Raw genomic sequence first — 24866 nt, 5'->3', positions numbered from 1 at the left:
ACGCGCCTACTCAGTCCGAACGGCTATTCTTATCTTCAGTACGATATCGACCGTTCGGGCTGAGTAGGCGCATCGCGCCGTATCGAAGACGCGCCGACAATCAGGCGCCGGGCAGCAACAATTGCACGCTGCCGGTGCCGTCCTCATTCAACTCCACCTTGACCACGCCCGCCTCTTCCAGGGCCGAGAGAAAACGCCGCAGCGTGCTCATGCGCAGCTGCGTGCGCTTGGACAGCCGCGCCAGCGACAACGGCGCGCCGCCGCTGCGCTCATGGTCGGCTTGCAGCTCGCCGAGGATGGCCAGCACTTCCGGCGGCAAGGCCTCTTCGGCGTCCATGGCGATCAGGCCGTGGCCGGCTGCGCCGCCGAGCGCGACAACAGCACCGGAATGGATTTGGAAGTCGGCGTGCGGGCGCGGTCGGCGAAACTTTCCAGCGGCACCAGCGGGTTGGTTTCCGGGTAGTAGCTGCCGATGCAGCCGCGCGGGATGTCGTATTCGACCAGCAGGAAGCCGTCGGCACGGCGTTCCACGCCATCGTCCCATACGCTCACCATGTCGACCCACTCGCCGTTCTTCAGGCCCAGCATCTTCAGATCCTCGGGATGGATGAACACCACCCGGCGCTGGCCGAACACGCCGCGGTAGCGGTCATCCATGCCGTAGATGGTGGTGTTGTACTGGTCGTGCGAACGCGTGGTCATCAGCGTCATCAGCTTGTCGCCATGGATCTTGCGGGCGCGGTGGATCGGCGTGTCCTTGGGAATCGCATGGACGATGAAGTTGGCGCGGCCGGTATCGGTCTTCCAGACGCGCTCGCGCGAGGCCACGCCCAGGTGGAAGCCGCCCGGGCGGGCGATGCGCTCGTTGTAGCCCTTGAAGGCGTCGTACACCTTTTCGATGGCGTCGCGGATGCGCGAATAATCCTCGGCGTACCACAGCCAGTCGATCTTCTTGCCGTTGTGGCGCGACTTCATGGTGGCTTCGGCCATGTGGGCCACGATCGCGGTCTCCGACATCAGGTCGGGCGAAGCCGGCTTGTTGATGCCGTAGGAGACGTGCACCATGCTCATCGAGTCTTCCACCGTCACGCCTTGCGGGCCGGACTTCTGCACGTCGATCTCGGTGCGGCCCATGGTCGGCAGGATCAGGGCATCCTTGCCGTGCACCAAGTGGCTGCGGTTGAGCTTGGTGGTGATGTGCACGGTCAGGTTGCACGAACGCATCGCCTCGAAGGTGCGATAGGTATCGGGCGTGGCCATGGCGAAGTTGCCGCCCAGGCCGATGAAGACCTTGGTGCGGCCTTCCAGCATGGCCATCACCGAACCCACGGTGTCGTTGCCGTGATGGCGCGGCGCCTTGAATTCAAAGACCTGCTCCAGGCGGTCGAGGAAAGCCTCAGTCGGCTTTTCGTCGATGCCCACGGTGCGGTCGCCCTGCACGTTGGAATGGCCGCGCACCGGGCACAGGCCGGCGCCGGGACGGCCGATATTCCCGCGCAGCATCATCATGTTCGACAGCAGCTGGATCGCGCCCACCGCATGCTTGTGCTGGGTCAGGCCCATGCCCCAGGTGGCGATCACGGCCTTGCCCTTCACATACACCTGCGACAGCTTTTCGATGTCTTCGCGCGAGACGCCGGACTCTGCCACGATCTCGCTCCAGCTTTCGGCACGCGCGTCGGCGGCGAACGCCTCAAAGCCAAAGGTATGTTCTTCGATGAACTTGACGTCCAGCACGCGCTCGCGGCCGGCGGCAACGGCTTCGTCGTCCAGTTCGATGGTGCGCTTGATGACGCCCTTGATCAGCGCCAGGTCGCCGCCCAGTTTGGGATGGATGAACATGGAACTGATCCGGGTGCTGCCCAGCGTGAGCATCTCGACCTTGCTTTGCGGATCGGCAAAGCGCTCCAGGCCGCGTTCCTTCAAGGGGTTGATGGCGACGATGGCGGCGCCGCGCTTGGATGCGTGGCGCAGCTCGCCCATCATGCGCGGGTGGTTGGTGGCCGGGTTCTGGCCGAACAGCAGCAGCGTGTCGCACAGGTCGAAGTCGTCCAGCAGCACCGTGCCCTTGCCGATGCCGACCGTGCCCGGCAGGCCGACGCTGGTCGGCTCGTGGCACATGTTGGAACAGTCGGGGAAATTGTTGGTACCGTACTGGCGCACGAACAGCTGGAACAGGAACGCCGCCTCGTTGCTGGCGCGGCCGGAGACGTAGAAATCGGCCATGTCCGGATCGGGCAAGGCATTGAGGTGCTTGCCGATCAGATCGAACGCGCCCTGCCAGTCGATCTTGCGGTATTTGTCGGTGGCGGCGTCGTACACCATCGGATGGGTCAGGCGGCCGTGTTCTTCCAGCTCGTAGTCGGACTGCTGCATCAGTTCGGCGACGGTGTGCTGCTCGAAGAACTCGGGCGTGACGCGCTTCTTGGTGGCTTCGGCCGCCACCGCCTTGACGCCGTTCTCGCAGAATTCGAAGGTGGACGTGTGTTCGCGGTCCGGCCAGGCGCAACCGGGGCAGTCGAAACCGTCGGGCTGGTTCTGCGACAACAGGGTGCGGAGGCCCTTGCCGTCGGCCACGTGTTCCTTGACCAGGTTCAGCGCCACATACTTCAGCGCGCCCCAGCCGCCAGCGGGTTGGTTGTACTGCTCGATTCTCGGTTTAGCCATGATCTCGGTGCGAACGGATTGATTCCAGGATTCATCAGTCTAGGACAGGCGCCCGCGCGGCTGCATGTACAGTCGCGACAGCAGGGACAGAGTACAGTGCGGCCGAACCTGGCGGATCAACTGTCCTTGCCATTGAGCGTATTCTTCCACGCCATTTCTCCATTTCGCCATTCCCTTTCTTGCGCTCACTCGTCGACCGGCAGCGCCAGGGTTTCCTTGATTTCTTCCATCACCACATAGCTCTTTGACTGCGCCGCGCCCGGCAGCTGCAGCAGGATATCGCCCAGCAGCTTGCGGTATTCGGCCATGCCGCGGATGCGCGCCTTGATCAGGTAATCGAAATCGCCCGACACCAGGTGGCATTCCTGCACCTCGGGAATGCGCAGCACTTCGCGCCGGAACTGCTCGAACATGTTGCCCGACTTGTGGTTCAGCGTGATTTCGACAAACACCAGCAAGGTCGCCCCCAGCGACTCGGGATTGACGCGCGCGTAGTAGCCGGTGATCACGCCGTCGCGTTCCATGCGGCGCACCCGCTCGATGCAGGGCGTGACCGACAGGCCAACCAGCTCGCCCAGCTCTTTCATGGAAATACGGCCGTCTTTCTGGAGCGCGGCGAGGATGCGGTGGTCAAGCTTGTCGAGGGTGCGGATCGATTGCTGCTGGGTTCTCATGGGCTTTCTCGCTGGCTTTCTCGTTAATGGTTATTTTTCACTATTTATTCCCGAATTTACAAATAAATATAGAAACAACCACTACATATTCATCAATATCATAGCGGAATACTCTACTCAACAAGCTGTTCTTCAGCACATACACATTCAGCGGGGGTTGCCATGCGTGTCGTCATTCTCGGAAGCGGTGTCATCGGCGTCACCAGCGCCTGGTACCTGGCCCGCGCCGGCCACGAAGTCACCGTGCTGGAGCGCCAGGACGGCCCGGCGCTGGAAACCTCGTTCGGCAACGCCGGCCAGATTTCCCCCGGCTACGCCTCGCCCTGGGCCGCGCCCGGCATTCCGCTCAAGGCCATCAAGTGGATGTTCCAGGAACACGCCCCGCTGGCCATCCGTCCGGACGGCACGCTGCGTCAACTGCGCTGGATGTGGCAGATGCTGCGCAACTGCAATGCCGCCAGCTACGCGGTCAACAAGGAACGCATGGTACGCCTGGCCGAATACAGCCGCGACTGCTTCCGCGACCTGCGCGCCGCTACCGGCATCCCTTATGAAGGCCGCCAGCAAGGCACGCTGCAACTGTTTCGCACGCAGGAGCAACTGGACGGCGCCGCCAGGGACATCGCCGTGCTGGAAGAAGCCGGCGTGCCGTATGAACTGCTCTCTTCCGACCAGCTCGAGCGCGCCGAACCGGCGCTGGCCAAGGTGCGCGGCAAGCTGGCCGGCGGCCTGCGCCTGCCCAATGACGAAACCGGCGACTGCCAGCTGTTCACCACCCGCCTGGCGGCGATGGCGCAAGAACTGGGGGTGAAGTTCCGCTACGGCGTTGCCATCGACGCGCTGGCCATGGCCGGCGGCAAGATCGCCGGCGTGGTATGCGGCAAGGAACTGGTGCAGGCCGATACCTATGTGGTGGCGCTCGGCTCCTACTCGCCGCAACTGCTGCGCGACGTGCCGGCCTTGCCCGAGATCCCGGTCTACCCGCTCAAGGGCTACTCGATCACGGTGCCGATCGTGGATGCCGCCGCCGCGCCGGTGTCGACCATCCTGGACGAAACCTACAAGATCGCCGTCACCCGTTTCGACGACCGCATCCGCGTGGGCGGCATGGCGGAGATCGTGGGCTACGACAAGACCCTGCGCGCCAAGCGCCGCGCCACGCTGGAACTGGTGGTCAACGACCTGTTCCCGGGCGCCGGCGACACCGCCCGGGCCAGCTTCTGGACCGGCCTACGCCCGATGACGCCGGACGGCACGCCGATCGTCGGCGCCACGCCGGTATCGAACCTGTACATCAACACCGGCCATGGCACGCTCGGCTGGACCATGTCGTGCGGCTCCGGCCAACTGCTGTCGGACCTGATGTCGGGCCGCCGCCCGGCCATCGCGTCGGCGGATCTCTCGGTGGCGCGCTACATGGATGGCGCAAGCCACCGCCACACGCCGCGCCTGGCCGGCGCCTGAGGCGCGCCGCGGCAAGGTTTCATCTCTTCTGCTTCCCTCGCAGAACGGTTGGCCGGAGTGCTATGCGCTCCGGCCTTTTTTCTTGCGCGCCGCCCCAAAACAACACGGCCGGGGCAAGGAAGCATCATGCTTCCCCGCACCCGGCCGTGCCGTGCGTACAGGCTTAAACGTCAGGCTGCGGCGGGCGCCGCCTCCACCTTTTGCATCTTCGGCAGGAACGCCGCCAGCAAGCCGATCAGCGGCAGGAAGGCGCATACCTGGTAGACGAAGTAGATGTCGGTCAGGTCGGCCAGCTTGCCCAGCAAGGCCGCGCCGATGCCGCCCATGCCGAACGCGAAGCCGAAGAACAGCCCCGAGACCGTGCCGATCTTGCCCGGCATCAGTTCTTGCGCGAACACCAGGATGGCCGAGAATGCCGAAGCCAGGATCAGGCCGATGATCACCGACAGCACGCCGGTCCAGAACAGGTTGGCATACGGCAGCATCAAGGTAAACGGCGCCACGCCCAGGATCGAGGTCCAGATCACCGCCTTGCGGCCGATGCGGTCGCCGATGGGGCCGCCGGCCACGGTGCCCACCGCCACCGCGAACAGGAAGGCGAACAGGTGGATCTGCGCATCCTGCACCGACAGCTGGAATTTGCTGATCAGGTAGAAGGTGAAGTAGCTCGACAGGCTGGCCATGTAGAAGTACTTGGAAAAGATCAGCAGCAACAGGATGCCGACCGCCTGCATGACCTTGTTTTTAGGCAGCGGCACATAGGCCGGCCCCTTCTTCTTCGCCTTGCCCTTGGCGGCGCTTTGCTGGCGCGCATACCAATGGCCGATCTGGCGCAGCACGACGATCGCCACCAGCGCCGCGATCGAAAACCAGGCGATGCTGGCCTGGCCGCCGGGAATGATGATCCACGCCGCCAGCAACGGCCCCATGGCGCTGCCGGCATTGCCGCCGACCTGGAACAGCGACTGCGCCAGGCCATGCCGTCCGCCGGACGCCATGCGCGCCACGCGCGAGGCTTCCGGATGGAACACCGAAGAGCCGGTACCCACCAGCGCCGCCGCCACCAGCAGCACGCCGAAGTTGGGCGCCACCGACAACAGCAGCAGGCCGCACAGCGTGGAGCCCATGCCGATGGCCAGCGAATACGGCTTCGGATGCTTGTCGGTGTACAGGCCGACCAGCGGCTGCAGCAGCGAGGCGGTGACCTGGAAGGTCAGCGTGATCAGGCCGATCTGGGCGAAGCTGAGATGGAAATTGCCCTTCAACAGCGGATAGATCGCCAGCAGCAGCGACTGGATCATGTCGTTGAGGAAGTGCGAGAAACTGATCGCGCCGAGTACCCGGAACCCGGTCTTCTCGGCCGGCTGCGGAGCCGATGCGGGCGGCATGGCCGGCGGATTGTCCGGCACGTTGTCGAGTGCTGTCTCCATAGTCATTATTTATTTTCCTGCAAGATGGAATGGATGACTCCGTCGCCGGCGACTTGGGCCTTGGATCGGAGGAAAACCGCAATTTTATGCCTGTCGGCGCGACTTGTCTTTTGAGGTCGACATTTGCGCCCGATGCCTCAGCGCGCGCGCCGGAACGTGAGGTTGTAGCGGCAGCGTCCGGTCAACGGATGCTCGCCCTCGGCCAGCGGATCGACGCCATGGAACAGCAGCCGCGCCGGGCCGCCCCACACCACCACATCGCCGCTGTCCAGCCGCATGCGGCGCGGCCGCTCGGAACGCTCCATGCCGCCGAACAGGAAGGTGGCCGGCAAGCCGAGCGACAGCGAGACGATCGGCTGCGCCATATCGAGTTCGTTCTTGTCCTGGTGCAGCGACATGCGCGCGCCGGGTTCGTAGCGATTGACCAGGCAGGCGTCCGGTGCGAAGTCGGCGAAGCCGGCTTCCTGCGTCGCGCTCGCGGCCAGTTGCGCAAACGCCGGCGGCATCGCGGGCCAGGCTTGTCCCGAGAGCGGATCCTCATGCTGGTAACGGTAGCCGCGGCGATCCGTCACCCAGCCGTATTGGCCGCAATTGCTCATCGCCACCGACATGCGAAAGCCGCCCGGCGTCTGCATGTGGCGCAATGGCGACTGCGCGATGACCAGCTCAATGGCTTGCAACAGTTCCCTCGCTTGCGCTGCCGCGAATGCGCGCAGCAGTACCGCCCCTTCCGTGATCGGCTCGCGAGAAGGCTGGGCGGGCAGGTCGGCGAACAGGTCGAAGGTCATCCTAGATCCGGCAGTTGAATGCGTTCGCCGGTGCCGTGATCGGCGTGCCAGGCAAGGCGCGACGACGCGGCGCACCGCTGTGCGCAAGGAGGAGCAACGCCGCATGGTGCGGCGAGCGCGGTGCCGGCGAATGCATAGCGCTCTCTCCATCAAGAGGAACGGTATTGATACGGACAATGCTTGTGTTCATACGGCTCTCCAGGGATAGCAAGCGGTCAACTGCCGGATCTAGGATCACGGCTTGGCGACGCGCTCCTTCTCCAGCAGCGCCTGCTTGCGCTCCACGCCCCAGCGGTAACCGGAGAGCGAGCCGTCCAGCCGCACGATGCGGTGGCAAGGAATCAGCAAGGCGATCTCGTTATTGGCGCAGGCGCTGGCCACGGCGCGCACCGCGGCCGGGCTGCCGATGCGCTCGGCCAGCGCCGAATAACTCAGGGTAACGCCGGGCGGGATGCTGCGCAGCGCTTGCCACACGCGCTGCTGGAACGCCGTGCCGCGCACATCCAGCGGCAAATCCAGCCCGCGCTCGGGCGCCTCGATGAAACCCAGCACCTGCGCCAGCATCCGCTCGAATTGGGCATCGCCGCCCACCAGTTCGGCCTTGGGGAAACGATCTTGCAGTTCCTGCACCAGCACCTCCGGATCGTCGCCCAGCGCGACGGCACAAATGCCCTTGGCGGTAGCCGCCACCAGCAACGCGCCCAGCCAGCATTGCGCCACCGCGAAACAAATGCGTTCGCCGCTGCCGCCCTGGCGATAGGCGCTGGGTTTCATGCCCAGCCGCTCGCCGCTCTGTTCGTAGAAACGGCCGCTGGAATTGAAGCCGGCGTCGTACATCGCTTCGGTCACGCTGGCGCTGCCCGGCAGGCGGCTGCGCATGCGCTCGGCGCGCTGGCCGTCGGCGTAGGCACGGGGCGTGACGCCGGTGTGCGCCTTGAACAGGCGATGGAAGTGGTAGCGGCTCAGGCCCACCGCGTCGGCCAGCGTTTCCAGCGCAAGCGGCGCCTCGGCCTGCTCGATCAGGCGGCAGGCTTGCGCCACCGCCTGCGCCTGGCGTTCTTCCAATCTAGGCTGGTTCGGCTTGCAGCGCTTGCAGGCGCGAAACCCCGCCGCCTCGGCGGCCGCGCAACTGTCATGGAAAGCCACATTCTTGCGCAAGGCCAAACGCGCCGCGCACGAGGGCTTGCAATAGACGCCGGTGCTGCGCACCGAATAATAGAATTGGCCGTCGGCCGCCTTGTCGCGGCGCTGCACGGCTTGCCAGCGCAGCTCATCATCGGCGCAGGCAGGCGCCGCCGCCGGCATTGGCGGGACGGCTGGGGCGTTGCGGCGGGAATGTCGGGTAGCCATGGTATGCATGATGCGCTCCTTTGATCGCGACTGGTGATGCATGCAGTCTATGGATCGCCGGAGCATGCCGCACTCCGGCGCTTGCTTTCAAATTCGCGCCGGGGAAGCGACAATAAAGCTTACTGCGAAAACCGGATGCGCTGGCGCGACTTCACCGGCTGCATCACATGTTCCAGCGGCAGTTCGTGCGATTGCTTGACCTTCTTCAGGGTGATGTTGGACTTCACGTTGGTCACCCCCGGCAAGCGCAGCAACTGGGTCATCATGAATTCGGAAAAGCTCGCCAGGTCGGGCGCCACGATGCGCAGGATATAATCGGCTTCGCCAGTGATGGAAAAACATTCGGTCACTTCCGGCATGCCTTCCACCGACTTTTCGAACAGTTCGCCGCGGGTTTCGCCCTGGCGGTCCAATGTGACGGTGGTAAAGGCGGTCACCCCCAGGCCGACCACGGCGGCATCGAGCACGGCGGTGTAGCGCTCGATCACGTGGGCCTCTTCCAGCCGCTGCACGCGGCGGCTGATCTGCGATGTGGACAGGTGCACCTTCTGCCCCAGGGCGCTGTTGGTGATGTGTCCGTCGCGTTGCAGCTCGGTCAGCAAGGCGAGGTCATAGCGGTCGACATTGATGATGCTCATTTATCTCTCCAATCTCTGAATTTAAGAATTATTTGTGCGTATTATCGGTGTTATTGCGCAAAAAACAATCACATATTGCATCAACGGCACAATAAACTCCCCCCATGGGCTGGCAATATCGCAGCTCTCCCTTTAAAACACAGGGAATCGGCCTGCCGCCACCGCCTATCCATGCCAAAACGGCAATCATGGCGCCCCGCGATCCGGGAAGCGGCTACCCGATTCCCCACCACAAGGAGACAACTCATGGGCCACGCAGACAGCAATCTCATCCCCGCCGCCAAGCCGCAGGACCTGTTCGACAATCCCATGGGCACCGACGGTTTCGAGTTCGTCGAATACGCCGCTGCCGACACCAGCGCCATCTCTTCCGTGCTGGAACTGATGGGCTTCGTTGCCGTGGCGCGCCACCGCTCCAAGAACGTCACCCTGTATCGCCAGGGCCAGATCAACTTCATCCTCAACGGCGAACCCGACAGCAACGCCGCCGCTTTCGCGCAGGTGCATGGCGCCTCGGTCAACGCCATGGCGTTTCGCGTCAAGGATGCGGCCTTCGTCTACAAGCGCGCACTGGAGCTGGGCGCCGAAGGCGTGGAGGCCAAGCTGGGGCCGATGGAACTGAACATCCCGGCCATCCGCGGCATCGGCGGCTCGCTGCTGTACCTGGTGGACCGCTATGGCGATAACGGCAATAGCGGCTCGATCTATGACATCGACTTCCAGTTCCTGCCCGGCGTCGACCGCAATCCCAAGGGCGTGGGCCTGACCTATATCGACCACCTCACCCATAACGTGATGCGCGGCGCCATGGACACCTGGTCGTCGTTCTACACCCGCCTGTTCAATTTCCGCGAGATCAAGTACTTCGATATCGAAGGCAAGATGACCGGCCTGAAGTCGCGCGCCATGACCAGCCCCTGCGGCAAGATCCGCATTCCCATCAACGAGAGCGCCGACGACAAGTCGCAGATCGAGGAATTCATCAAGCAGTACAACGGCGAAGGCATCCAGCACATCGCGCTGGGCACCGACGACATCTACCAGACCGTGCGCAAGCTGCGCGGCCGCGGCGTGCCGCTGCAGGACACCATCGATACCTATTACGACCTGGTCGAGCGCCGCATCCCCGGCCACGGCGAAGACCTGGATGCGCTGCGCGAACTGAAGATCCTGATCGACGGCGCCCCCACCGCCGGCCAGGGCCTGCTGTTGCAGATATTTACCCAGAACGTGATCGGCCCGGTGTTCTATGAAATCATCCAGCGCAAGGGTAACGACGGTTTCGGCGAAGGCAACTTCAAGGCCTTGTTCGAATCGATCGAACTCGACCAGATGCGCCGCGGCGTGATCTGATCCCCGCCCCCCAAGGCGGCGCGAACCCCGAGCGAGGCAAACCGCCTCGCTTTTTTTTCATCGGCTGCGCCGCTTGCGACTTACCCTCAGGAAATTCCAGTACATGGCCACCTGCGGCAAGGCCCGTCCTGCACTGGGATGGATGCCACACTCTGCCCGGAACATCCGTTCATCAAGCCGTAACAAAAGCTCATTACTATCCCCGACTGCTGCACAGCCACATCGATAAGCCTTTACTTATCGCGTCAATTTCATTATTGTTACAAACGTTCAATATTGATGATCATACGTTCAAACGAGAAAAATGGCTAACGGGGACCGCCAGGAAACAGCGTACATGGCCGTGCGCGTCGCGCGCCTGTACTACTTCCAGAACATGACCACCGCCGCGATCGCCGAGGAAATCGGCACGTCGCGCGCCACGGTATCACGCCTGCTGTCCTATGCCCTGGACCGCGGCCTGGTGGAAATCCGCGTGCACGATCCGCAGGAAGTCTCCGGCAACCTCGAAACCGCCATCGCCGAACGCTACAGGCTGCGCTCGATCCAGGTAGTGCCGGTGTCGGCCGCCGCCACCGAGAAGGAAACCCTGCAGCGCGTGGCCGGCCATGCCGCAGCCTACGTCAGTTCGCTGGTGGCGCCGTCCACCGTGATCGGCCTGGCCTGGGGCACCACCGTGGCCGAGATCGCCGACAGGCTGCTGCCCAAGCAGGTGCATGACGTCGACGTGGTGCAGTTGAACGGCTCGGGCACCGGCATCAACTTCGTCAATACCATCGGCGAATCCATCGTCTCGCGCTTTGCGCAGAACTACGGCGCGCGCGCCCATCACTTCCCGGTGCCGGCGTTTTTCGACTACGCCGACACCCGCACCGCGCTGTGGCGCGAAAGAAGCATCAAGTCCATCCGCGCGCTGCAGGACAGCGCCTCCATCCTGCTGTTTTCCATCGGCGCCGAAGCCACCGGCAGCCACGTCCACACCGGCGGCTATTTGTCCGACGAAGAGCGCAAGCAGATCCGGGAAGAAGGCCTGGTCGGCGATATCGCCACCGTGTTCTTCCGCGAAGACGGCAGTTGGCGCGACGTCGCGCTCAACGCGCGCAGCAGCGGCCCCGACATGGATTGCTTCCAGCGGGCCGCGCATTCGATCTGCGTGGTATCGGGCAAGGGCAAGATCCCCGGCCTGCGCGCGGCGCTGCAAGGCGGCTTCATCAATGAACTGGTGATCGACGAGCCGAGCGCGCGCCTGCTGGTGGAGCAGATCCGCGCAGCCGACGGCAAGGAAAGCGCAGCATGAATACCAACACCCCCTACGACATCCTGGTCATCGGCGGCGGCATCAATGGCGCCGGCGTGGCGCGCGACGCCGCCGGACGCGGCCTGTCGGTGGCCCTGTGCGAACAGGGCGACTTCGCCGGCGCGACCTCCTCGGCCAGCACCAAGCTGATCCACGGCGGCCTGCGCTATCTCGAATACTACGAATTCCGGCTGGTGGCCGAAGCGCTGTCCGAGCGCGAACACCTGCTCGACATCGCGCCGCACATCGCCTGGCCGCTGCGCTTCGTCATGCCGCACGTGGCCGGCCTGCGGCCGCGCTGGATGATCCGCCTGGGCCTGTGGCTGTACGACCATATCGGCGGGCGCATCAGCCTGCCCAAATCGCAGGGCGTGCAACTGGACCGCATGGCGCATCCCAGCGGCCTGAAAAAGAGCATCACGCGCGGCTTCGCCTATTCCGACGCCTGGGTCGATGACGCCCGGCTGGTCATCTTCAACCTGCTCTCCGCGCAGGAACACGGCGCCGAGATCATGGCGCGCACCCGCCTGGTCGAGGCGCAGCGCCATGAATCCCAGGACGGCGGCGACAATCATTGGCTCTGCACGCTGGAAAACACCCGCAGCGGCGAACGCCGCACCGTGCAGGCGCGGGCCATCGTCAATACGGCCGGCCCCTGGGTGGCAAAGATGGACCACCTGCTCAATGCCGGCGCCGGCGGCAACGCCAAGCATGCCGCCGTCAAGCTGGTGCGCGGCAGCCATATCGTGGTGCCGCGCCTGTTCGACGGCGAGCACGCCTACATCCTGCAAAACGACGACAAGCGCATCGTCTTCATGATTCCTTATGAAGAGCGCTACACCCTGATCGGCACCACCGACGTCCCGCAGGAAAACATGGACCACGGCGCGCAGATCAGCGCCGAGGAAGAAGCCTACCTGCTGCGCGCGGTCAACCAATACCTGGAACAGCCGATCGGCGCACAAGACATCGCCTGGCGCTACGCCGGCGTGCGTCCGCTGTTCGACGACGAATCCGACAACCCCTCGGCCGTCACCCGCGACTACACGCTGGTGCTGCAGGCCGAACGCGAACTGCCTTGCGTCTCGGTCTACGGCGGCAAGATCACCACCTATCGCCGCCTGGCCGAGTCGGTCATGGACAAGCTGGCGCCGTGGATGCAAAGCCGCGCCCGCCGCGCCTCCTGGACCGCGACCGAAGCCCTGCCCGGCGCAAAATTCAAGCGCGCCGACCGCGCCGATGAAGTGGCGCGGCTGCAAAAGAAATATGCGCAGCTCGATGCCGGCTACCTGGCGCGCCTGTTCTCCCGCCACGGCTTGAAGAGTCACAACATCCTGCGCGAAGCGCAAACCCCGGCCGAACTGGGGCGCGATTTCGGCGGCGGGCTGCGGCAGCGCGAAGTGGAATACCTGGCCATGCATGAATGGGCCTGCGAAGCCGACGATGTGCTGTGGCGCCGCACCAAGTGCGGCCTGCACATGAGCGAGCAGCAGCGGCAGGCGTTCAAGGCCTGGTTTGCCGAGTTCAGCGCCAATCGCTTTTGCCCGAGCCGCATGCAGGCCAGGAACGAATGAGCAGGATTTCACGCCGCGCGTGAAAACGATTACAGCCGTTCAGCGCAGCCCTGCTGCAATGAACGGATCAGCACCAACAGACCCAGGCGGACGCCAGCCAACGGCCGGCCATCCGCTTATTGAGACAGAGATAGCAAGGGGAACGCGGGATGGCAGCAATTTCGTTGCAAGGCATTACCAAGAGCTGGGGCGAAGCCCAGGCCGTCAAAGGCATCGACTTCGAAGTGAAGTCGGGCGATTTCACCGTCCTGCTGGGGCCGTCCGGCTGCGGCAAGTCGACCACCCTGCGCCTGATCGCCGGGCTGGACATCCCCACCACCGGCATCATCCGCATCGGCGAGCGCGACGTCACCAACCTGCCGCCGGCGCAGCGCAAGATCGCCATGGTGTTCCAGTCATACGCACTGTTCCCGCACCTGAACGTGCGCGACAACATCCTGTTCGGCGTGCGCGTGCGCAAGGAACCCAAGCAGGAGTTTGAACCGCGCCTGAAACGCGTGGCCGACATCCTCGGCCTGTCGCACCTGCTGGATCGCCGCCCCGGCCAACTGTCCGGCGGCCAGCAGCAGCGCGTAGCGCTGGGCCGGGCGATCATCGCCGACGCCCCGGTATGCCTGATGGACGAGCCGCTGTCCAACCTCGACGCCCAGTTGCGGCAAGAGATGCGGCGCGAGATCCGCGCCCTGCAGCAGCAACTGAACATGACCATGATCTACGTCACCCACGACCAGACCGAGGCGATGAGCATGGCCGACCAGGTGATCCTGCTGCGCGACGGCAAGATCGAACAGAACGCGCCGCCGGCCGAACTGTATGCGCAGCCGGCCACGGTCTTCGCCGCGCGCTTCATCGGTACGCCGCCGATGAACATCCTGCCGCTGGCGCAGGGCGCGGGCGGCCTGGTCATCGCCGGCAGCGATGGCCCGGCGGTAACGGCCGGCAGCGGCGGCGAGCAATGGCAGTTGGGCCTGCGCCCGGAACACATCGTCCTGGCCGAGACCGGCGTGGCGGCGGTCGTGGAGACGGTGGAATATTTCGGCGCCGACACCATTATCGGCGCCCGGGTCGGCGAGGCCGCCTTGCTGGTGCGCGTACCCGGCCAGTTGTCGCTGCGCGCGAGCGACCGCGTCCGGCTCAACTGGGACGCAAAGGATCAGTATTTCTTCGACAGGCAGACCGGGATGCGACGTCATCCCAATTAAGAACCCGTTTCATTGTGAAACGAGTTCTTTACCGGCCCACGCCGGCAGAGTGAGACCCAACAATAGCAACCGCCAAGTTGCAGCCAACTTTTCAACCTTATGGGAGAGACGCAATCATGCGTAGAGCAATTCTGAAATCCGCGGCCGCCCTGGCCGTCAGTGCCGCTATCGGCGCCTGCTTCAGCACCAGCGCCTTCGCCGCCAACCCGGTCGAAATCAGCTTCTACTACCCGGTCGCCGTCGGCGGCGCCGTCACCAAGACCATCGACAGCATGGTGGCCGACTTCGAAAAGGCCAACCCGGACATCAAGGTCAAGGCGGTCTATGCCGGCACCTACCAGGAAAGCATCGTCAAGGCGCTGACCGCATTCAAGAGCGGCACCCCGCCGACGCTGGCGGTGCTGCTGTCGACCGACCTGTTCACCCTGATCGACGAAAACGCCATCGTGCCCATCGACGGCCTGGCCAACGACAAGGCCTGGATCGACGGCTTCTACAAGGGTTTCATGGAGAACAGCCAGACCGGCGGCAAGACCTGGGGCGTGCCGTTCCAGCGCTCGACCATCGTCATGTACTACAACAAGAACCTGTTCAAGGAAGCCGGCCTGAACCCGGACAAGGCGCCCGCCACCTGGACCGAAATGGTGGAAGCCGCCAAGAAGCTGACCAAGCGCGACGCTGCCGGCAACGTCAGCCAGTGGGGCGTGAAGATCCCCTCGACCGGGTTCGGCTACTGGATGTTCCAGGCCATGACCGCCTCCAACGACACCATCCTGATGAACAACGCCGGCACCAAGACCTACTTCGACAAGCCGGGCGCGGTCCAGGCGCTGCAGCACTGGGTCGACCTGGCCGCCAAGGACAAGGTGATGCCGTCCGGCACGATCGAATGGGGCACCACGCCCAAGGATTTCCTGGAACAGAAGGCCGCCATGGTGTGGACCACCACCGGCAACCTGACCAATATCCGCAGCAACGCGAGCTTCCCGTTCGGCGTGGCCATGCTGCCGGGCAACAAGCACCCGGGCAGCCCGACCGGCGGCGGCAACTTCTACGTCTTCAACAAGACCTCGCCGGAGCAGCAAAAGGCGGCGATGAAGTTCATCCGCTTCGCCACCGAACCGGCGCGCGCGGCGCAATGGTCGATCGCCACCGGCTATGTGGCCCCGCGCCAGGACGCCTGGGATACGCCGGAAATGAAGAAGTACCTGCAGGAAGTGCCGGCCGCCGATGTGGCGCGCGAACAGATGAAGTACGGCGTGGCCGAGTTGTCGACGCATGACAACCAGCGTGTGACCAAGGCGCTCAACGACAACCTGCAAGCCGCCCTGTCCGGCACCAAGACGCCGGAAGCGGCGTTGAAGGATGCCCAGCGCGAGTCGGACCGCATCCTGCGTTCCTACGGCCGTTAAGCCTGTGCCGCACCTGCCGTAAAACCGGCCTGCCGCAGTCCCCGGCCCTTGCGACCGGGACTGCCTGGCGGGCCGGGGTTTCAAACTTTGAATGTTCCGGCGCACGCCGCTGCGCCCTTGCCGTCCGGACAAGGCATAAAGGTCACCGATGAACCGTACCCATTCTTCCGTCACACCCTGGCTGCTGCTGTTGCCGGCCATGGTGCTGCTGGTCGCCTTCACCCACTACCCGGCCGTGGCCACCATCTGGCACAGCTTCTTCTCCACGCCCAAGGGCGCCAACCCGTCGGTGTTCGTCGGCCTGGAGAACTATGCGCTGATGGCCGACGACCCGGTATTCTGGCGCGCCTTCTTCAACAACCTGTGGTTCGCGCTGGGCACCATCCCGGTCTCGATCGCGCTGGCCATCATGATGGCGCTGTGGGTCAACGACCGCCTGTTCGGCCGCGGCCTGCTGCGCCTGGCCTATTTCACGCCGACCGTGCTGCCGATGATCGCGGTGGCCAACATCTGGCTGTTCTTCTACACGCCGCAATACGGCCTGCTGGAACAGATCACCGCCGCGCTCGGCCTGCCCTCGCATAACTGGCTGGGCAATCCCAACACCGTGCTGGGCGCCATGATGGTGGTGGCGATCTGGAAGGAAGCCGGCTTCTTCATGATTTTCTACCTGGCCGCGCTGCAACAGATCTCGCCGGTGCTGGCTGAGGCCGCCGGCCTGGAAGGCGCAAGCCGCTGGCAGTATTTCTGGAAAGTGCAGTTCCCGCTCCTGATGCCGACCACGCTGTTCGTGCTGATCAACGCGCTGATCAACTCCTTCCGCCTGGTCGACCATATCGTGGTGATGACCAAGGGCGGGCCGGACAACGCCAGCTCGCTGCTGCTGTACTACATCTATGAAGTCGGCTTCGCCTTCTGGGACTCGTCCTACGCCGCCGCGCTGACCGTGGTGCTGCTGGCCATGCTGGGCATCATCGCCTTCGTCAAATTCCGTATCCTCGACCGCAGGACCCATTATCAATGATCTCGCAGACCTCCAATCCCTTCGGCGAGCGCAACCGGGCGCTGGAAACGATTTCGGCCTGGGTGCTGGGCTTCCTGTGGCTGCTGCCGCTGCTGTATGCGGTGTGGACCGCCTTCCACCCGTCCGAATTCGCCACGCGCTTTTCGCTCTCGGCCCCGCTGACGCTGCAGAACTTCGCCAACGCCTGGGATGCCGCGCCGTTCCCGCGCTACTTCCTCAATACCTTCCTGCTGGTGACCATGATCCTGGCGGCGCAGATGCTGCTGGCCACGCTGGCGGCCTATGCCTTCGCCCGTTTCGAGTTCCGCGGCAGCAATGTGATGTTCATGCTGGTGCTGCTGCAGCTGATGGTGATGCCCGACATCCTGATCGTCGAGAACTACAACACCATGAACCTGCTCGGCCTGCGCGACACCATCCTGTCGATCGGCCTGCCCTACTTCGCCTCGGCCTTCGGCATCTTCCTGCTGCGCCAGACCTTCAAGACCGTGCCGCGCGAGCTGGACGAGGCCGCCACGGTGGAAGGCGCCTCGGCGCTGCAGGTGCTCATGCAGGTCTACGTTCCGCTGGCCAAGCCGATCTACATCGCCTTCGGGCTGGTTTCGATCAGCACCCACTGGAACAACTTTCTGTGGCCGCTGATCGTCACCAACTCGGTCGAATCGCGCCCGCTCACCGTCGGCCTGCAGGTGTTCTCCTCGACCGACCAGGGCGTCGACTGGTCCATCATCACCGCCGCCACCCTGATGACCTCGGCGCCGCTGCTGCTGGCTTTCCTGCTGTTCCAGCGCCAGTTCGTGCAATCCTTCATGCGCGCCGGCATCCGTTGAGAAAAAATGTTATAAATAATATATATACAAACAATGACGGGCCCGCAGAGGCCCGCTTCGCAAGACCATAAAACGGCATCGCCTGCATCGCGCGACATCGCAACATCGCAGTCGGCAACAGAGCAAGGAAGACCAATGAAACTCATCAGCTGGAACATCCAGTGGGCCCGCGGCATCGACGGCCGCGTGGATCCGGCCCGCATCGTGCGCGACGCGCGCGCCATGGGCGACTTCGACGTGCTGTGCCTGCAGGAAGTGGGCGCCAACTATCCGGCCCCGGGCCTGGCCGGCAGCGCCGGCGAAAACCAGTTCGAACAGTTCGCGCAATTGCTGCCGGATTTCACCCCCGTGCCCATCGCCGGCGTCGACGTGATCGCCGCCGACGGTTCGCGCCGCTGCTTCGGCAACATGGTGCTGTCGCGCTATCCGGTGCAGCGCGTGCTGCGCCACCAGTTGCCGTGGCCGGTCGACCCGAACGTGATCAGCATGCCGCGCACGCTGCTGGAAGTGACGCTGGACACGCCGCTGGGCCCGCTGCGGGTGATGAACACGCACCTCGAATATTATTCCGCGATGCAGCGCAAGGCACAGGTCGAAGCGATCCGCCGCTGCCACGAAGAGACCTGCGGCCGCGCCGCCGGCGAAATGGCCGCGGATCGCCGCGGATCGCCCTATCACGCCTTCCCGCACGCCACCCGGACCATCCTCGCCGGCGATTTCAACTTCCGCCCGGAAGACCCGCTGCATGCGCGCCTGCAGGAACCGTTCGCCGGCCGCGACGGCAATGCGTCGCAACATGTGCCGCGCCTGGTCGACGCCTGGCAGCACCTGCACGGGAACCAGGCGCATCCGATCAATGTCGGTCAATATGACCGCGAGCAATGGCCCGAGGCGTTCACCTGCGACTTCATCTTCGCCAGCGAAGACCTGCTGCCGCATCTGCGCGCCTTCGAAGTCGACGGACATACGCAGTCCTCCGACCACCAGCCGCAATTGCTGGAGCTGCGATGAGACCGCTAGAACAGATGCCGCAGGCGCAAGTCGCCACCGTGTTCACCGATATCGACGATACGCTGACCACCGACGGAAAACTGAGCGCCCTGGCGTATGAAGCCCTGGAGGAATTGCAGCAGGCGGGGCTGCGGGTGATCCCCGTGACCGGGCGTCCGGCCGGATGGTGCGACCAGATCGCACGCCTGTGGCCGGTGGACGGTATCATCGGGGAAAACGGGGCGCTTTATATGTGGCACGACGCGCACACCGGCAAGCTGCGCACCCGCCATCTTCTTGATGAAGAAAGCCGCGCCGGCAATGCCGCGCGCCTGGCGGCGGTATGCCAGCGCATCCTGCGCGAAGTGCCCGGATGCGCGGTGGCGTCCGACCAGTTCTGCCGGCAGTACGACCTGGCGATCGATTTCTGCGAGGATGTGCCGCCGCTGCCGCGCGCTGCGGTCGACCGCATCGTGCAAATCATGGAGGAATCGGGCATGACCGCGAAAATCAGTTCCATCCACGTCAATGGCTGGTTCGGCGATTACGACAAGCTGAGCATGGCGCGCCTGATGATGCGCGAGCGCTATGGGATCGACCTGGCCGACAAGGCCGAGCGCGACCGCTGCGTGTTCGCCGGCGACTCGCCCAACGACGCGCCGATGTTCGCCTACTTCCCGCTGTCGGTGGGCGTGGCCAATGTGCTCGAATTCGCCGACCGCCTGGCGCACGCGCCGCACTTCATCACCCGCCAGCCCTGCGGCGCAGGTTTCGCGGAACTGACCCGGCATCTGCTGGCCCGCCCGTGATTACCCTACTGCACCTGATGTCGGCGCTGGCCCTGCTGGTGTGGGGCACGCACATCGTGCGCACGGATGTCCTGCGGGTCTATGGCGCGCAACTGCGCCGCATCCTCTCCACCAGCATCACCCGCCGCTGGATGGCCTTCGCCGCCGGCGTGGGCGTGACCAGCCTGGTCCAGAGCAGCAATGCCACCGCCGTCATCGTGTGCTCCTTCGTGGCCCAGGGCCTGGTGGGCCTGACGCCGGCGCTGGCCATCATGCTGGGTGCAGACGTGGGCACCGCGCTGATGACGGGCGTGCTCAGCTTCGACCTCTCGTGGGTGTCGCCGCTGCTGATCTTCGGCGGCGTGGTGGTCTACCTGTCGCGCCGCCATACCTCGGTCGGCCGCCTGGGCCGCGCGGTGATCGGCCTCGGCCTGATCCTGCTGGCCCTGGAACTGATCGGCGCGGCCACGCAGCCGATGATGCACGCGGCCGGCATCAAGGTGCTGTTCTCTTCGCTGACCGGCGACGTGCTGCTCGATGCGCTGATCGGCGCGCTGTTCGCCATGCTGACCTATTCCAGCCTGGCCGCGGTGCTGCTGTCGGCCACGCTGGCCACGTCCGGCATCATCTCGCTGAAGGTGGCGCTGTGCCTGGTGATCGGCGCCAACCTGGGCAGCGGCGTCACCGCCTTGCTCTCGGCGGCCAGCCAGAACGTGGCCGGGCGTCGCGTGGCGCTGGGCAGCATGCTGTTCCGCCTGTCGGGCGCCATCGTGGTGCTGCCCTTCATCAACCAGCTTGAGCTGGTGATCGCGCAGTTCAGCCACGACCTGCGCTTCGGCGTGGTGGCATTCCATGTGATCTACAACAGCGTGCGCTGCGGCCTGCTATTGCCCCTGGTGGAACCGATGGCGCGCCTGTGCGTTCGCCTGCTGCCCGAGAACCCGCTGGATGACGATGCCATCCATTCGCGCCACCTCGACCCGGGCGCCATCGATACGCCCACCCTGGCGCTGGCCAATGCCTCGCGCGAAGTGCTGCGCATCGGGGATTTGATCGAAAAGATGCTGCACTGCCTGTTGCCGGTCATTCGTGAAAACGATACCATCCGCGCCCAGCAGATTCGCCGGATCGACGATGACGTCGACAAGCTCTATACCGAGGTGAAGATGTACATGGCGCGCGTCTCGCGCGAAGAGCTGTCGGCACGCGAAGTGCGGCGCTGGACCGATGTCATCACGCTGACCATCAATCTGGAACAGGCCGGCGATATCATCGTGCGCATCGTCAAGGGCCTGGAGAGCAAGAAGATCGCGCCGCAGCGCACCTTCTCCGAGGCCGGCATGCAAGAGGTCTGCGAGATGCATGCGCGCCTGCTGGCCAGCCTGCAACTGGGGCTGTCGGTGTTCCTCGAAGGCGACTTGCGCAGCGCCCAGAAACTGCTGGCCGAAAAGGAATCCTTCCGCGACCTCGAACGCGCCTACGCCCAAAGCCACCTGGTCCGCCTGGCCGGCCAGACCCAGCAAAGCATCGAGACCAGTTCGCTGCACCTGGACCTGATCAGCGACATGAAGCGCATGCACTCCCTGTTCTGCTCGACCGCCTATTCGGTACTGGACGAGGCCGGGCTGCTGCGCCGCAGCCGCATGGAAAACAAGCAGGAAGCCGGGGAACGGCACCGCATGATGGAAAGCCAGGACGGCGACTATTCGCATCCGCCCTGACAGCGGCGGCAAAAACAGCGCGCAACAGACAAGGCCGGCATCCGATGCCGGCCTTTTTCATGTTTTTTATGCTTTTTTTATGCTTTTTCGTGCCTGTTCACCTCTGCGCGCCAACAGGCATTGCATCTCAATGCCCGGAAATCTCGGAGAATGAGGTGCGCACCACCTGCTTCGTGCCGATATCGAAATGCACGTTGAAGAGGCGGTCTTCATGCACATAGCGGTACTTCCAGTCCCACACCTCTTCGTTCTTGCGGACGAACTGCACCACGCTGCGCGGCCGGCCCAGCATGCGCCGCACTTCATCGGCCGACATGCCGGGGCGGATCGTGTCGAAGTTCTCCTGGGTCAGGACTTGCCTGTAGTCAACCAGCGTGCCGGAGGCGCCGATGGCGAACATCCAGGTACGGATGCCTTCCGGCCCCTTGGGATATTCCAGGGTGCGGGCGCCGTTGCCGTCGTCCCAGACGGTGTCGGGCTGGCCCATCACGCCGCGCACGTCGGCCTCGGTGGAAATGCCTTTTTGCAGCTTGTCCAAGCCGAACTCCTCGATAGGATTGCCGTTGCGGTCACAGCCGAACATTGCCACGGCGGCAACAAGGGCGCCCATGGTCGCGGCGCAACGGCGGGTAAATTCGAAAAATCGCATGCTCATTCCTGGCGCATCCTTTTGATTATCCCTGATCAAGAAAGGGTAAAATAAGCCCTCTGTGTTTCATTTGGCTTGAAAATATCATGCTCTTCGGAAAAAAGACCACCTACGTATCTGAAATCACCCAGTTCATCGACGAACTGAAGCAGAAGAATCCGAAGCTGGAAGAGTCGCAGCGCGCCGGCCGCGCCCTGCTGTGGGACAAGGAACCCATCGACCTGGACAAGACCGCCCGCGACAAGGCTTCGCGTGTGGCCCAGCAGCCCTACGTCTACCAGTCGCACTGATCAAGGCGGCATGACGGCACACGCAGGCGGCGGCGATCCGTCCGGCAGCGCCGGCGAGCAACAGCGCAACGCCGACGCCCTGGAAATTACCCCCGCAGGACAACCTGACACCACGCCCGATGTGATCGACGGCGTGGCATTGGCGCGCCTGTACGGCGAGCCGCTGTTCCAGCTGCCCAACGACCTGTACATCCCGCCGGACGCGCTGGAAGTCTTCCTCGATGCCTTCCAGGGCCCGCTGGACCTGCTGCTCTACCTGATCCGCAAGCAGAACTTCAACATCCTGGACATCCCGATGGCCCAGGTCACCCGCCAGTACCTGGAATACGTCGAGCAGATCCGCAAGCAGAACCTGGAACTGGCGGCCGAATACCTGCTGATGGCGGCCATGCTCATCGAGATCAAGTCGCGCATGCTGCTGCCGGCCAAGAAGGCCGACACCGGCGAGGAACCGGAAGATCCGCGCGCCGAGCTGGTGCGGCGCCTGCTGGAATACGAACAGATCAAGCTGGCCGCGCAGGAGCTGGACGCGCTGCCGCAGGTCGGCCGCGACTATGTGCGTACCCAGGTCTATATCGAGCAGACCGTGGTCACGCGCTGGCCTGAGGTCGACATGAACGACCTCAAGGCGGCCTGGGCCGACGTGCTCAAGCGCGCCAAGCTGACCGCGCACCACCACATCAGCCGCGAAGAACTGTCGGTGCGCGAACACATGACCGGCATCCTGCGCCGGCTGCAATCGGCCCGCTTCGTCGAGTTCTCCGACCTGTTCGATCCCTCGCGCGGGGTGCCGGTAGTGGTGGTCAACTTCATCGCCTTGCTGGAGCTGGCCAAGGAGACACTGATCGAAATCACCCAAGCCGAGGCCTTCGCCCCCATCTATGTCAGACTGTCGTACTCGCCGAGCTGAGCGCGACGAGTGCGATTCCCCGCGCTGATACCGGCGGCGCTGCGCCGCCTTCCAACCCGAGAACCCGCATGAAAATCATTTCCTCCATCGAAGAACTCCGCGACCACCTGCGCGGCCAGTTGCGCACCGCCTTCGTCGCCACCATGGGCAACCTGCACGAAGGGCACCTTTCGCTGATGCGCCTGGCGCGCACCCATGGCGACCCGGTGGTGGCCTCGATCTTCGTCAACCGCCTGCAGTTCGGCCCGAACGAGGACTTCGACAAATACCCGCGCACCTTCCAGAACGACGTCGAGAAACTGGAAAAGGAAGGCGTCTACGTGCTGTTCGCGCCGACCGAAAAGGACATGTACCCCGAGCCGCAGGAATACCGCGTGCAGCCGCCCAACGACCTGGGCAACATCCTGGAGGGCGAATTCCGCCCCGGCTTCTTCACCGGCGTATCGACCGTGGTGATGAAGCTGTTCTCCTGTGTGCAGCCGCGCGTGGCGGTATTCGGCAAGAAGGATTACCAGCAGCTGATGATCGTGCGCAACATGGCGCGCCAGTTCGCGCTGCCCACCGAAATCATCGGCGCCGAGACCTACCGCGCCGAAGACGGCCTGGCGCTGTCTTCGCGCAACGGCTACCTGTCGGCCGACGAACGGGCCGAGGCGCCGCTGCTGTACCGCGTGCTCAACGATGTGGCAGAGGAAGTCCGCGGCGGCCAGTTGAATACCTCGGAAGTCGAACGGAAAGCCATGTCGATCCTGACCGCGCGCGGCTGGACGCCGGACTATGTGTCCGTGCGCAAACGCATCGACCTGCAGCCGCCCTCGGCCGGCGACATGGCGCAAGGCGCGCCGCTGGTGGTGCTGGCCGCCGCCAGGCTGGGCACCACGCGCCTGATCGACAACCTGGAAATCTGAAGATGCGCCCTGCGGCGCTTGCCCTGCTGCTCGGCGCCACGCTCGCATCGGCCGCCTGCGCCGCCGTCACCGTCAAGGACGATCTCGGCAATGAGGTCACGCTGGCGCAGCCGGCCCGGCGCATCATCACCCTGGCGCCGCACGTCACCGAACTGCTGTATGCCGCCGGCGCCGGCGACAAGCTGGTCGGCGCCAGCAACTTCAGCGACTTCCCTGCCGCCGCCATCAGGCTGCCTTCGGTCGGCAGCTTCGCCGCCCTCGACCTGGAACGCGTGCTCAACCTCAAGCCGGACCTCATCGTCGCCTGGCACAGCGGCAACAAACCCTCGCAACTGGCGCGCCTGCGCGGCTTCGGCATCCCCATCTACGAAAGCCAGCCGGCGGATTTCGACACGATCGCCGATTCGCTGGAAAAACTGGCGCGCCTGGCCGGCAGCGAAAGCGTCGGCACTACTACCGCACAGGATTTCCGCGCGCGCTGGCAAGCGCTGCAAGCCCGATATGGCAATCGCCCCGAAGTCAGCGTGTTCTACCAGATCTGGAGCCAGCCGCTGATGACGCTCAACGGCCGCCACATGGTGTCGTCGGTGCTGAAGCTATGCGGCGGCCGCAACATCTTCGCCGACCTGCCGCAACTGGCGCCCACCGTCACCATGGAAGCGGTATTGGCCGCCGATCCGCAAGTCATCCTCGCCCCCGGCGATGCCACAGACCAGCCGCTGGAACGCTGGCGCCAGTTTGGACGCCTGCAGGCAGTGCGCAAGAACCACCTGTACCAGGTCAACGCCGACTGGCTCAACCGCGCCGGGCCGCGCATCCTGGAGGCGGCAAGTGAAGTATGCGAACGGCTGGACGCGGCGCGGGCAGACTGACATAAAAAATCCCTCCGCGAAGGAGGGATCGGTCT

Annotated in this window: 23 protein-coding genes; 15 read left to right on the top strand and 8 right to left on the bottom strand. The window is 64.3% G+C overall.

The features are described from left to right. Positions 1-100: 100 nt before the first annotated feature. The 3 genes from FB598_RS04735 to FB598_RS04725 all read right to left on the bottom strand — a co-directional run bounded on the left by FB598_RS04735 (position 101) and on the right by FB598_RS04725 (position 3341). Entirely contained in the window at positions 101-337 is a 237-nt protein-coding gene (locus tag FB598_RS04735; RefSeq protein ID WP_141913220.1) for a helix-turn-helix domain-containing protein, read from the bottom strand. A gap of 5 nt (positions 338-342) precedes the next feature. Beyond that, complete coding sequence (locus FB598_RS04730; protein WP_183405816.1) at positions 343-2667, bottom strand: FdhF/YdeP family oxidoreductase; 2325 nt, start codon at positions 2665-2667, stop codon at positions 343-345. A gap of 185 nt (positions 2668-2852) precedes the next feature. After that, a complete protein-coding gene (locus FB598_RS04725; RefSeq protein ID WP_141913218.1) occupies positions 2853-3341 on the bottom strand; it encodes an Lrp/AsnC ligand binding domain-containing protein in 489 nt (162 codons plus the stop codon). Between the two features lie 108 nt (positions 3342-3449). Here FB598_RS04725 and FB598_RS04720 point away from each other — a divergent pair, with 108 nt between their 5' ends. Next, a complete protein-coding gene (locus FB598_RS04720) occupies positions 3450-4805 on the top strand; it encodes a D-amino acid dehydrogenase (RefSeq protein ID WP_370454639.1) in 1356 nt (451 codons plus the stop codon). Between the two features lie 170 nt (positions 4806-4975). Here FB598_RS04720 and FB598_RS04715 read toward each other — a convergent pair whose 3' ends face one another. From FB598_RS04715 to FB598_RS04700, 4 genes are all read right to left on the bottom strand, one after another. Then, complete coding sequence (locus tag FB598_RS04715; protein ID WP_370454638.1) at positions 4976-6235, bottom strand: MFS transporter; 1260 nt, start codon at positions 6233-6235, stop codon at positions 4976-4978. Positions 6236-6372: 137 nt separating this feature from the next. Next, on the bottom strand, positions 6373-7023 hold the full coding sequence (alkB, locus tag FB598_RS04710) for a DNA oxidative demethylase AlkB (RefSeq protein ID WP_141913216.1): 651 nt from the start codon (positions 7021-7023) through the stop codon (positions 6373-6375). 234 nt (positions 7024-7257) lie between these two features. Further along, positions 7258-8382: a bifunctional DNA-binding transcriptional regulator/O6-methylguanine-DNA methyltransferase Ada gene (gene ada, locus FB598_RS04705; protein WP_141913215.1), complete on the bottom strand. Its 1125-nt coding sequence runs from the start codon at positions 8380-8382 to the stop codon at positions 7258-7260. A gap of 110 nt (positions 8383-8492) precedes the next feature. Further along, positions 8493-9011: an Lrp/AsnC family transcriptional regulator gene (locus FB598_RS04700; RefSeq protein ID WP_141913214.1), complete on the bottom strand. Its 519-nt coding sequence runs from the start codon at positions 9009-9011 to the stop codon at positions 8493-8495. 246 nt (positions 9012-9257) lie between these two features. On the opposite strand from FB598_RS04700, the gene hppD reads away from it, so the two are divergent. The 10 genes from hppD to FB598_RS04650 all read left to right on the top strand — a co-directional run bounded on the left by hppD (position 9258) and on the right by FB598_RS04650 (position 21202). After that, the gene (gene hppD / locus FB598_RS04695) at positions 9258-10364 is read left to right on the top strand and encodes a 4-hydroxyphenylpyruvate dioxygenase (protein ID WP_141913213.1); all 1107 of its coding nucleotides are present in this window, start codon (positions 9258-9260) and stop codon (positions 10362-10364) included. Positions 10365-10668: 304 nt separating this feature from the next. Then, on the top strand, positions 10669-11661 hold the full coding sequence (locus FB598_RS04690) for a sugar-binding transcriptional regulator (RefSeq protein WP_141913212.1): 993 nt from the start codon (positions 10669-10671) through the stop codon (positions 11659-11661). After that, positions 11658-13235, top strand: a complete 1578-nt coding sequence (gene glpD / locus FB598_RS04685) for a glycerol-3-phosphate dehydrogenase (RefSeq protein ID WP_141913211.1) — start codon at positions 11658-11660, stop codon at positions 13233-13235. Before FB598_RS04690 ends, glpD begins: the two co-directional genes overlap by 4 nt. Positions 13236-13384: 149 nt before the next feature. Next, positions 13385-14437 (top strand): ABC transporter ATP-binding protein, encoded by a 1053-nt coding sequence (locus FB598_RS04680; protein ID WP_141913210.1) that lies wholly within the window; start codon positions 13385-13387, stop codon positions 14435-14437. A 116-nt stretch (positions 14438-14553) separates the two neighbouring features. After that, positions 14554-15849: an ABC transporter substrate-binding protein gene (locus tag FB598_RS04675; protein WP_141913209.1), complete on the top strand. Its 1296-nt coding sequence runs from the start codon at positions 14554-14556 to the stop codon at positions 15847-15849. 148 nt (positions 15850-15997) lie between these two features. After that, positions 15998-16873, top strand: coding sequence for a carbohydrate ABC transporter permease (locus FB598_RS04670; protein WP_141913208.1), 876 nt, complete (start codon positions 15998-16000; stop codon positions 16871-16873). Continuing rightward, positions 16870-17703, top strand: a complete 834-nt coding sequence (locus tag FB598_RS04665; protein WP_141913207.1) for a carbohydrate ABC transporter permease — start codon at positions 16870-16872, stop codon at positions 17701-17703. The genes FB598_RS04670 and FB598_RS04665 overlap by 4 nt, the downstream gene beginning before the upstream one ends. A gap of 135 nt (positions 17704-17838) precedes the next feature. After that, positions 17839-18714, top strand: coding sequence for an endonuclease/exonuclease/phosphatase family protein (locus FB598_RS04660; RefSeq protein ID WP_141913206.1), 876 nt, complete (start codon positions 17839-17841; stop codon positions 18712-18714). Further along, positions 18711-19502 (top strand): HAD-IIB family hydrolase, encoded by a 792-nt coding sequence (locus FB598_RS04655; RefSeq protein WP_141913205.1) that lies wholly within the window; start codon positions 18711-18713, stop codon positions 19500-19502. The genes FB598_RS04660 and FB598_RS04655 overlap by 4 nt, the downstream gene beginning before the upstream one ends. Further along, positions 19499-21202 carry a Na/Pi cotransporter family protein gene (locus tag FB598_RS04650; RefSeq protein ID WP_141913204.1) on the top strand — a complete coding sequence of 568 codons (1704 nt, stop codon included), beginning with the start codon at positions 19499-19501 and terminating at the stop codon, positions 21200-21202. Before FB598_RS04655 ends, FB598_RS04650 begins: the two co-directional genes overlap by 4 nt. Positions 21203-21329: 127 nt before the next feature. On the opposite strand, the gene bamE is transcribed toward FB598_RS04650, so the two are convergent. Continuing rightward, positions 21330-21851, bottom strand: coding sequence for an outer membrane protein assembly factor BamE (bamE, locus tag FB598_RS04645; RefSeq protein WP_255463976.1), 522 nt, complete (start codon positions 21849-21851; stop codon positions 21330-21332). Positions 21852-21937: 86 nt separating this feature from the next. Here bamE and FB598_RS04640 point away from each other — a divergent pair, with 86 nt between their 5' ends. From FB598_RS04640 to FB598_RS04625, 4 genes are all read left to right on the top strand, one after another. Next, on the top strand, positions 21938-22141 hold the full coding sequence (locus tag FB598_RS04640) for a DUF3460 family protein (RefSeq protein WP_141913202.1): 204 nt from the start codon (positions 21938-21940) through the stop codon (positions 22139-22141). Positions 22142-22151: 10 nt separating this feature from the next. Further along, complete coding sequence (locus FB598_RS04635) at positions 22152-23051, top strand: ScpA family protein (RefSeq protein WP_141913201.1); 900 nt, start codon at positions 22152-22154, stop codon at positions 23049-23051. Positions 23052-23119: 68 nt separating this feature from the next. Next, positions 23120-23959: a pantoate--beta-alanine ligase gene (panC, locus tag FB598_RS04630; RefSeq protein WP_141913200.1), complete on the top strand. Its 840-nt coding sequence runs from the start codon at positions 23120-23122 to the stop codon at positions 23957-23959. A 2-nt stretch (positions 23960-23961) separates the two neighbouring features. Next, positions 23962-24831 (top strand): cobalamin-binding protein, encoded by an 870-nt coding sequence (locus FB598_RS04625; protein WP_141913199.1) that lies wholly within the window; start codon positions 23962-23964, stop codon positions 24829-24831. The last annotated feature ends 35 nt before the right edge of the window (positions 24832-24866 follow it).

This window comes from Herbaspirillum sp. SJZ106 (assembly GCF_006715495.1).
In the GTDB taxonomy this organism is placed as follows: domain Bacteria; phylum Pseudomonadota; class Gammaproteobacteria; order Burkholderiales; family Burkholderiaceae_D; genus Herbaspirillum.
The sequence above is the reverse complement of the archived record's forward strand: the minus strand, read 5'-3'. Positions and strand labels throughout refer to the sequence as shown.

What these genes read in the sequence shown, in the direction of transcription:
- FB598_RS04735 (WP_141913220.1), bottom strand. Translation starts at nt 337, where the DNA reads ATGGACGCCGAAGAGGCCTTGCCGCCGGAAGTGCTGGCCATCCTCGGC.
- FB598_RS04730 (WP_183405816.1), bottom strand. Translation starts at nt 2,667, where the DNA reads ATGGCTAAACCGAGAATCGAGCAGTACAACCAACCCGCTGGCGGCTGG.
- FB598_RS04725 (WP_141913218.1), bottom strand. Translation starts at nt 3,341, where the DNA reads ATGAGAACCCAGCAGCAATCGATCCGCACCCTCGACAAGCTTGACCAC.
- FB598_RS04715 (WP_370454638.1), bottom strand. Translation starts at nt 6,235, where the DNA reads ATGGAGACAGCACTCGACAACGTGCCGGACAATCCGCCGGCCATGCCG.
- alkB (WP_141913216.1), bottom strand. Translation starts at nt 7,023, where the DNA reads ATGACCTTCGACCTGTTCGCCGACCTGCCCGCCCAGCCTTCTCGCGAG.
- ada (WP_141913215.1), bottom strand. Translation starts at nt 8,382, where the DNA reads ATGCATACCATGGCTACCCGACATTCCCGCCGCAACGCCCCAGCCGTC.
- FB598_RS04700 (WP_141913214.1), bottom strand. Translation starts at nt 9,011, where the DNA reads ATGAGCATCATCAATGTCGACCGCTATGACCTCGCCTTGCTGACCGAG.
- hppD (WP_141913213.1), top strand. Translation starts at nt 9,258, where the DNA reads ATGGGCCACGCAGACAGCAATCTCATCCCCGCCGCCAAGCCGCAGGAC.
- FB598_RS04690 (WP_141913212.1), top strand. Translation starts at nt 10,669, where the DNA reads ATGGCTAACGGGGACCGCCAGGAAACAGCGTACATGGCCGTGCGCGTC.
- glpD (WP_141913211.1), top strand. Translation starts at nt 11,658, where the DNA reads ATGAATACCAACACCCCCTACGACATCCTGGTCATCGGCGGCGGCATC.
- FB598_RS04680 (WP_141913210.1), top strand. Translation starts at nt 13,385, where the DNA reads ATGGCAGCAATTTCGTTGCAAGGCATTACCAAGAGCTGGGGCGAAGCC.
- FB598_RS04675 (WP_141913209.1), top strand. Translation starts at nt 14,554, where the DNA reads ATGCGTAGAGCAATTCTGAAATCCGCGGCCGCCCTGGCCGTCAGTGCC.
- FB598_RS04670 (WP_141913208.1), top strand. Translation starts at nt 15,998, where the DNA reads ATGAACCGTACCCATTCTTCCGTCACACCCTGGCTGCTGCTGTTGCCG.
- FB598_RS04665 (WP_141913207.1), top strand. Translation starts at nt 16,870, where the DNA reads ATGATCTCGCAGACCTCCAATCCCTTCGGCGAGCGCAACCGGGCGCTG.
- FB598_RS04660 (WP_141913206.1), top strand. Translation starts at nt 17,839, where the DNA reads ATGAAACTCATCAGCTGGAACATCCAGTGGGCCCGCGGCATCGACGGC.
- FB598_RS04655 (WP_141913205.1), top strand. Translation starts at nt 18,711, where the DNA reads ATGAGACCGCTAGAACAGATGCCGCAGGCGCAAGTCGCCACCGTGTTC.
- bamE (WP_255463976.1), bottom strand. Translation starts at nt 21,851, where the DNA reads ATGCGATTTTTCGAATTTACCCGCCGTTGCGCCGCGACCATGGGCGCC.
- FB598_RS04640 (WP_141913202.1), top strand. Translation starts at nt 21,938, where the DNA reads ATGCTCTTCGGAAAAAAGACCACCTACGTATCTGAAATCACCCAGTTC.
- FB598_RS04635 (WP_141913201.1), top strand. Translation starts at nt 22,152, where the DNA reads ATGACGGCACACGCAGGCGGCGGCGATCCGTCCGGCAGCGCCGGCGAG.
- panC (WP_141913200.1), top strand. Translation starts at nt 23,120, where the DNA reads ATGAAAATCATTTCCTCCATCGAAGAACTCCGCGACCACCTGCGCGGC.
- FB598_RS04625 (WP_141913199.1), top strand. Translation starts at nt 23,962, where the DNA reads ATGCGCCCTGCGGCGCTTGCCCTGCTGCTCGGCGCCACGCTCGCATCG.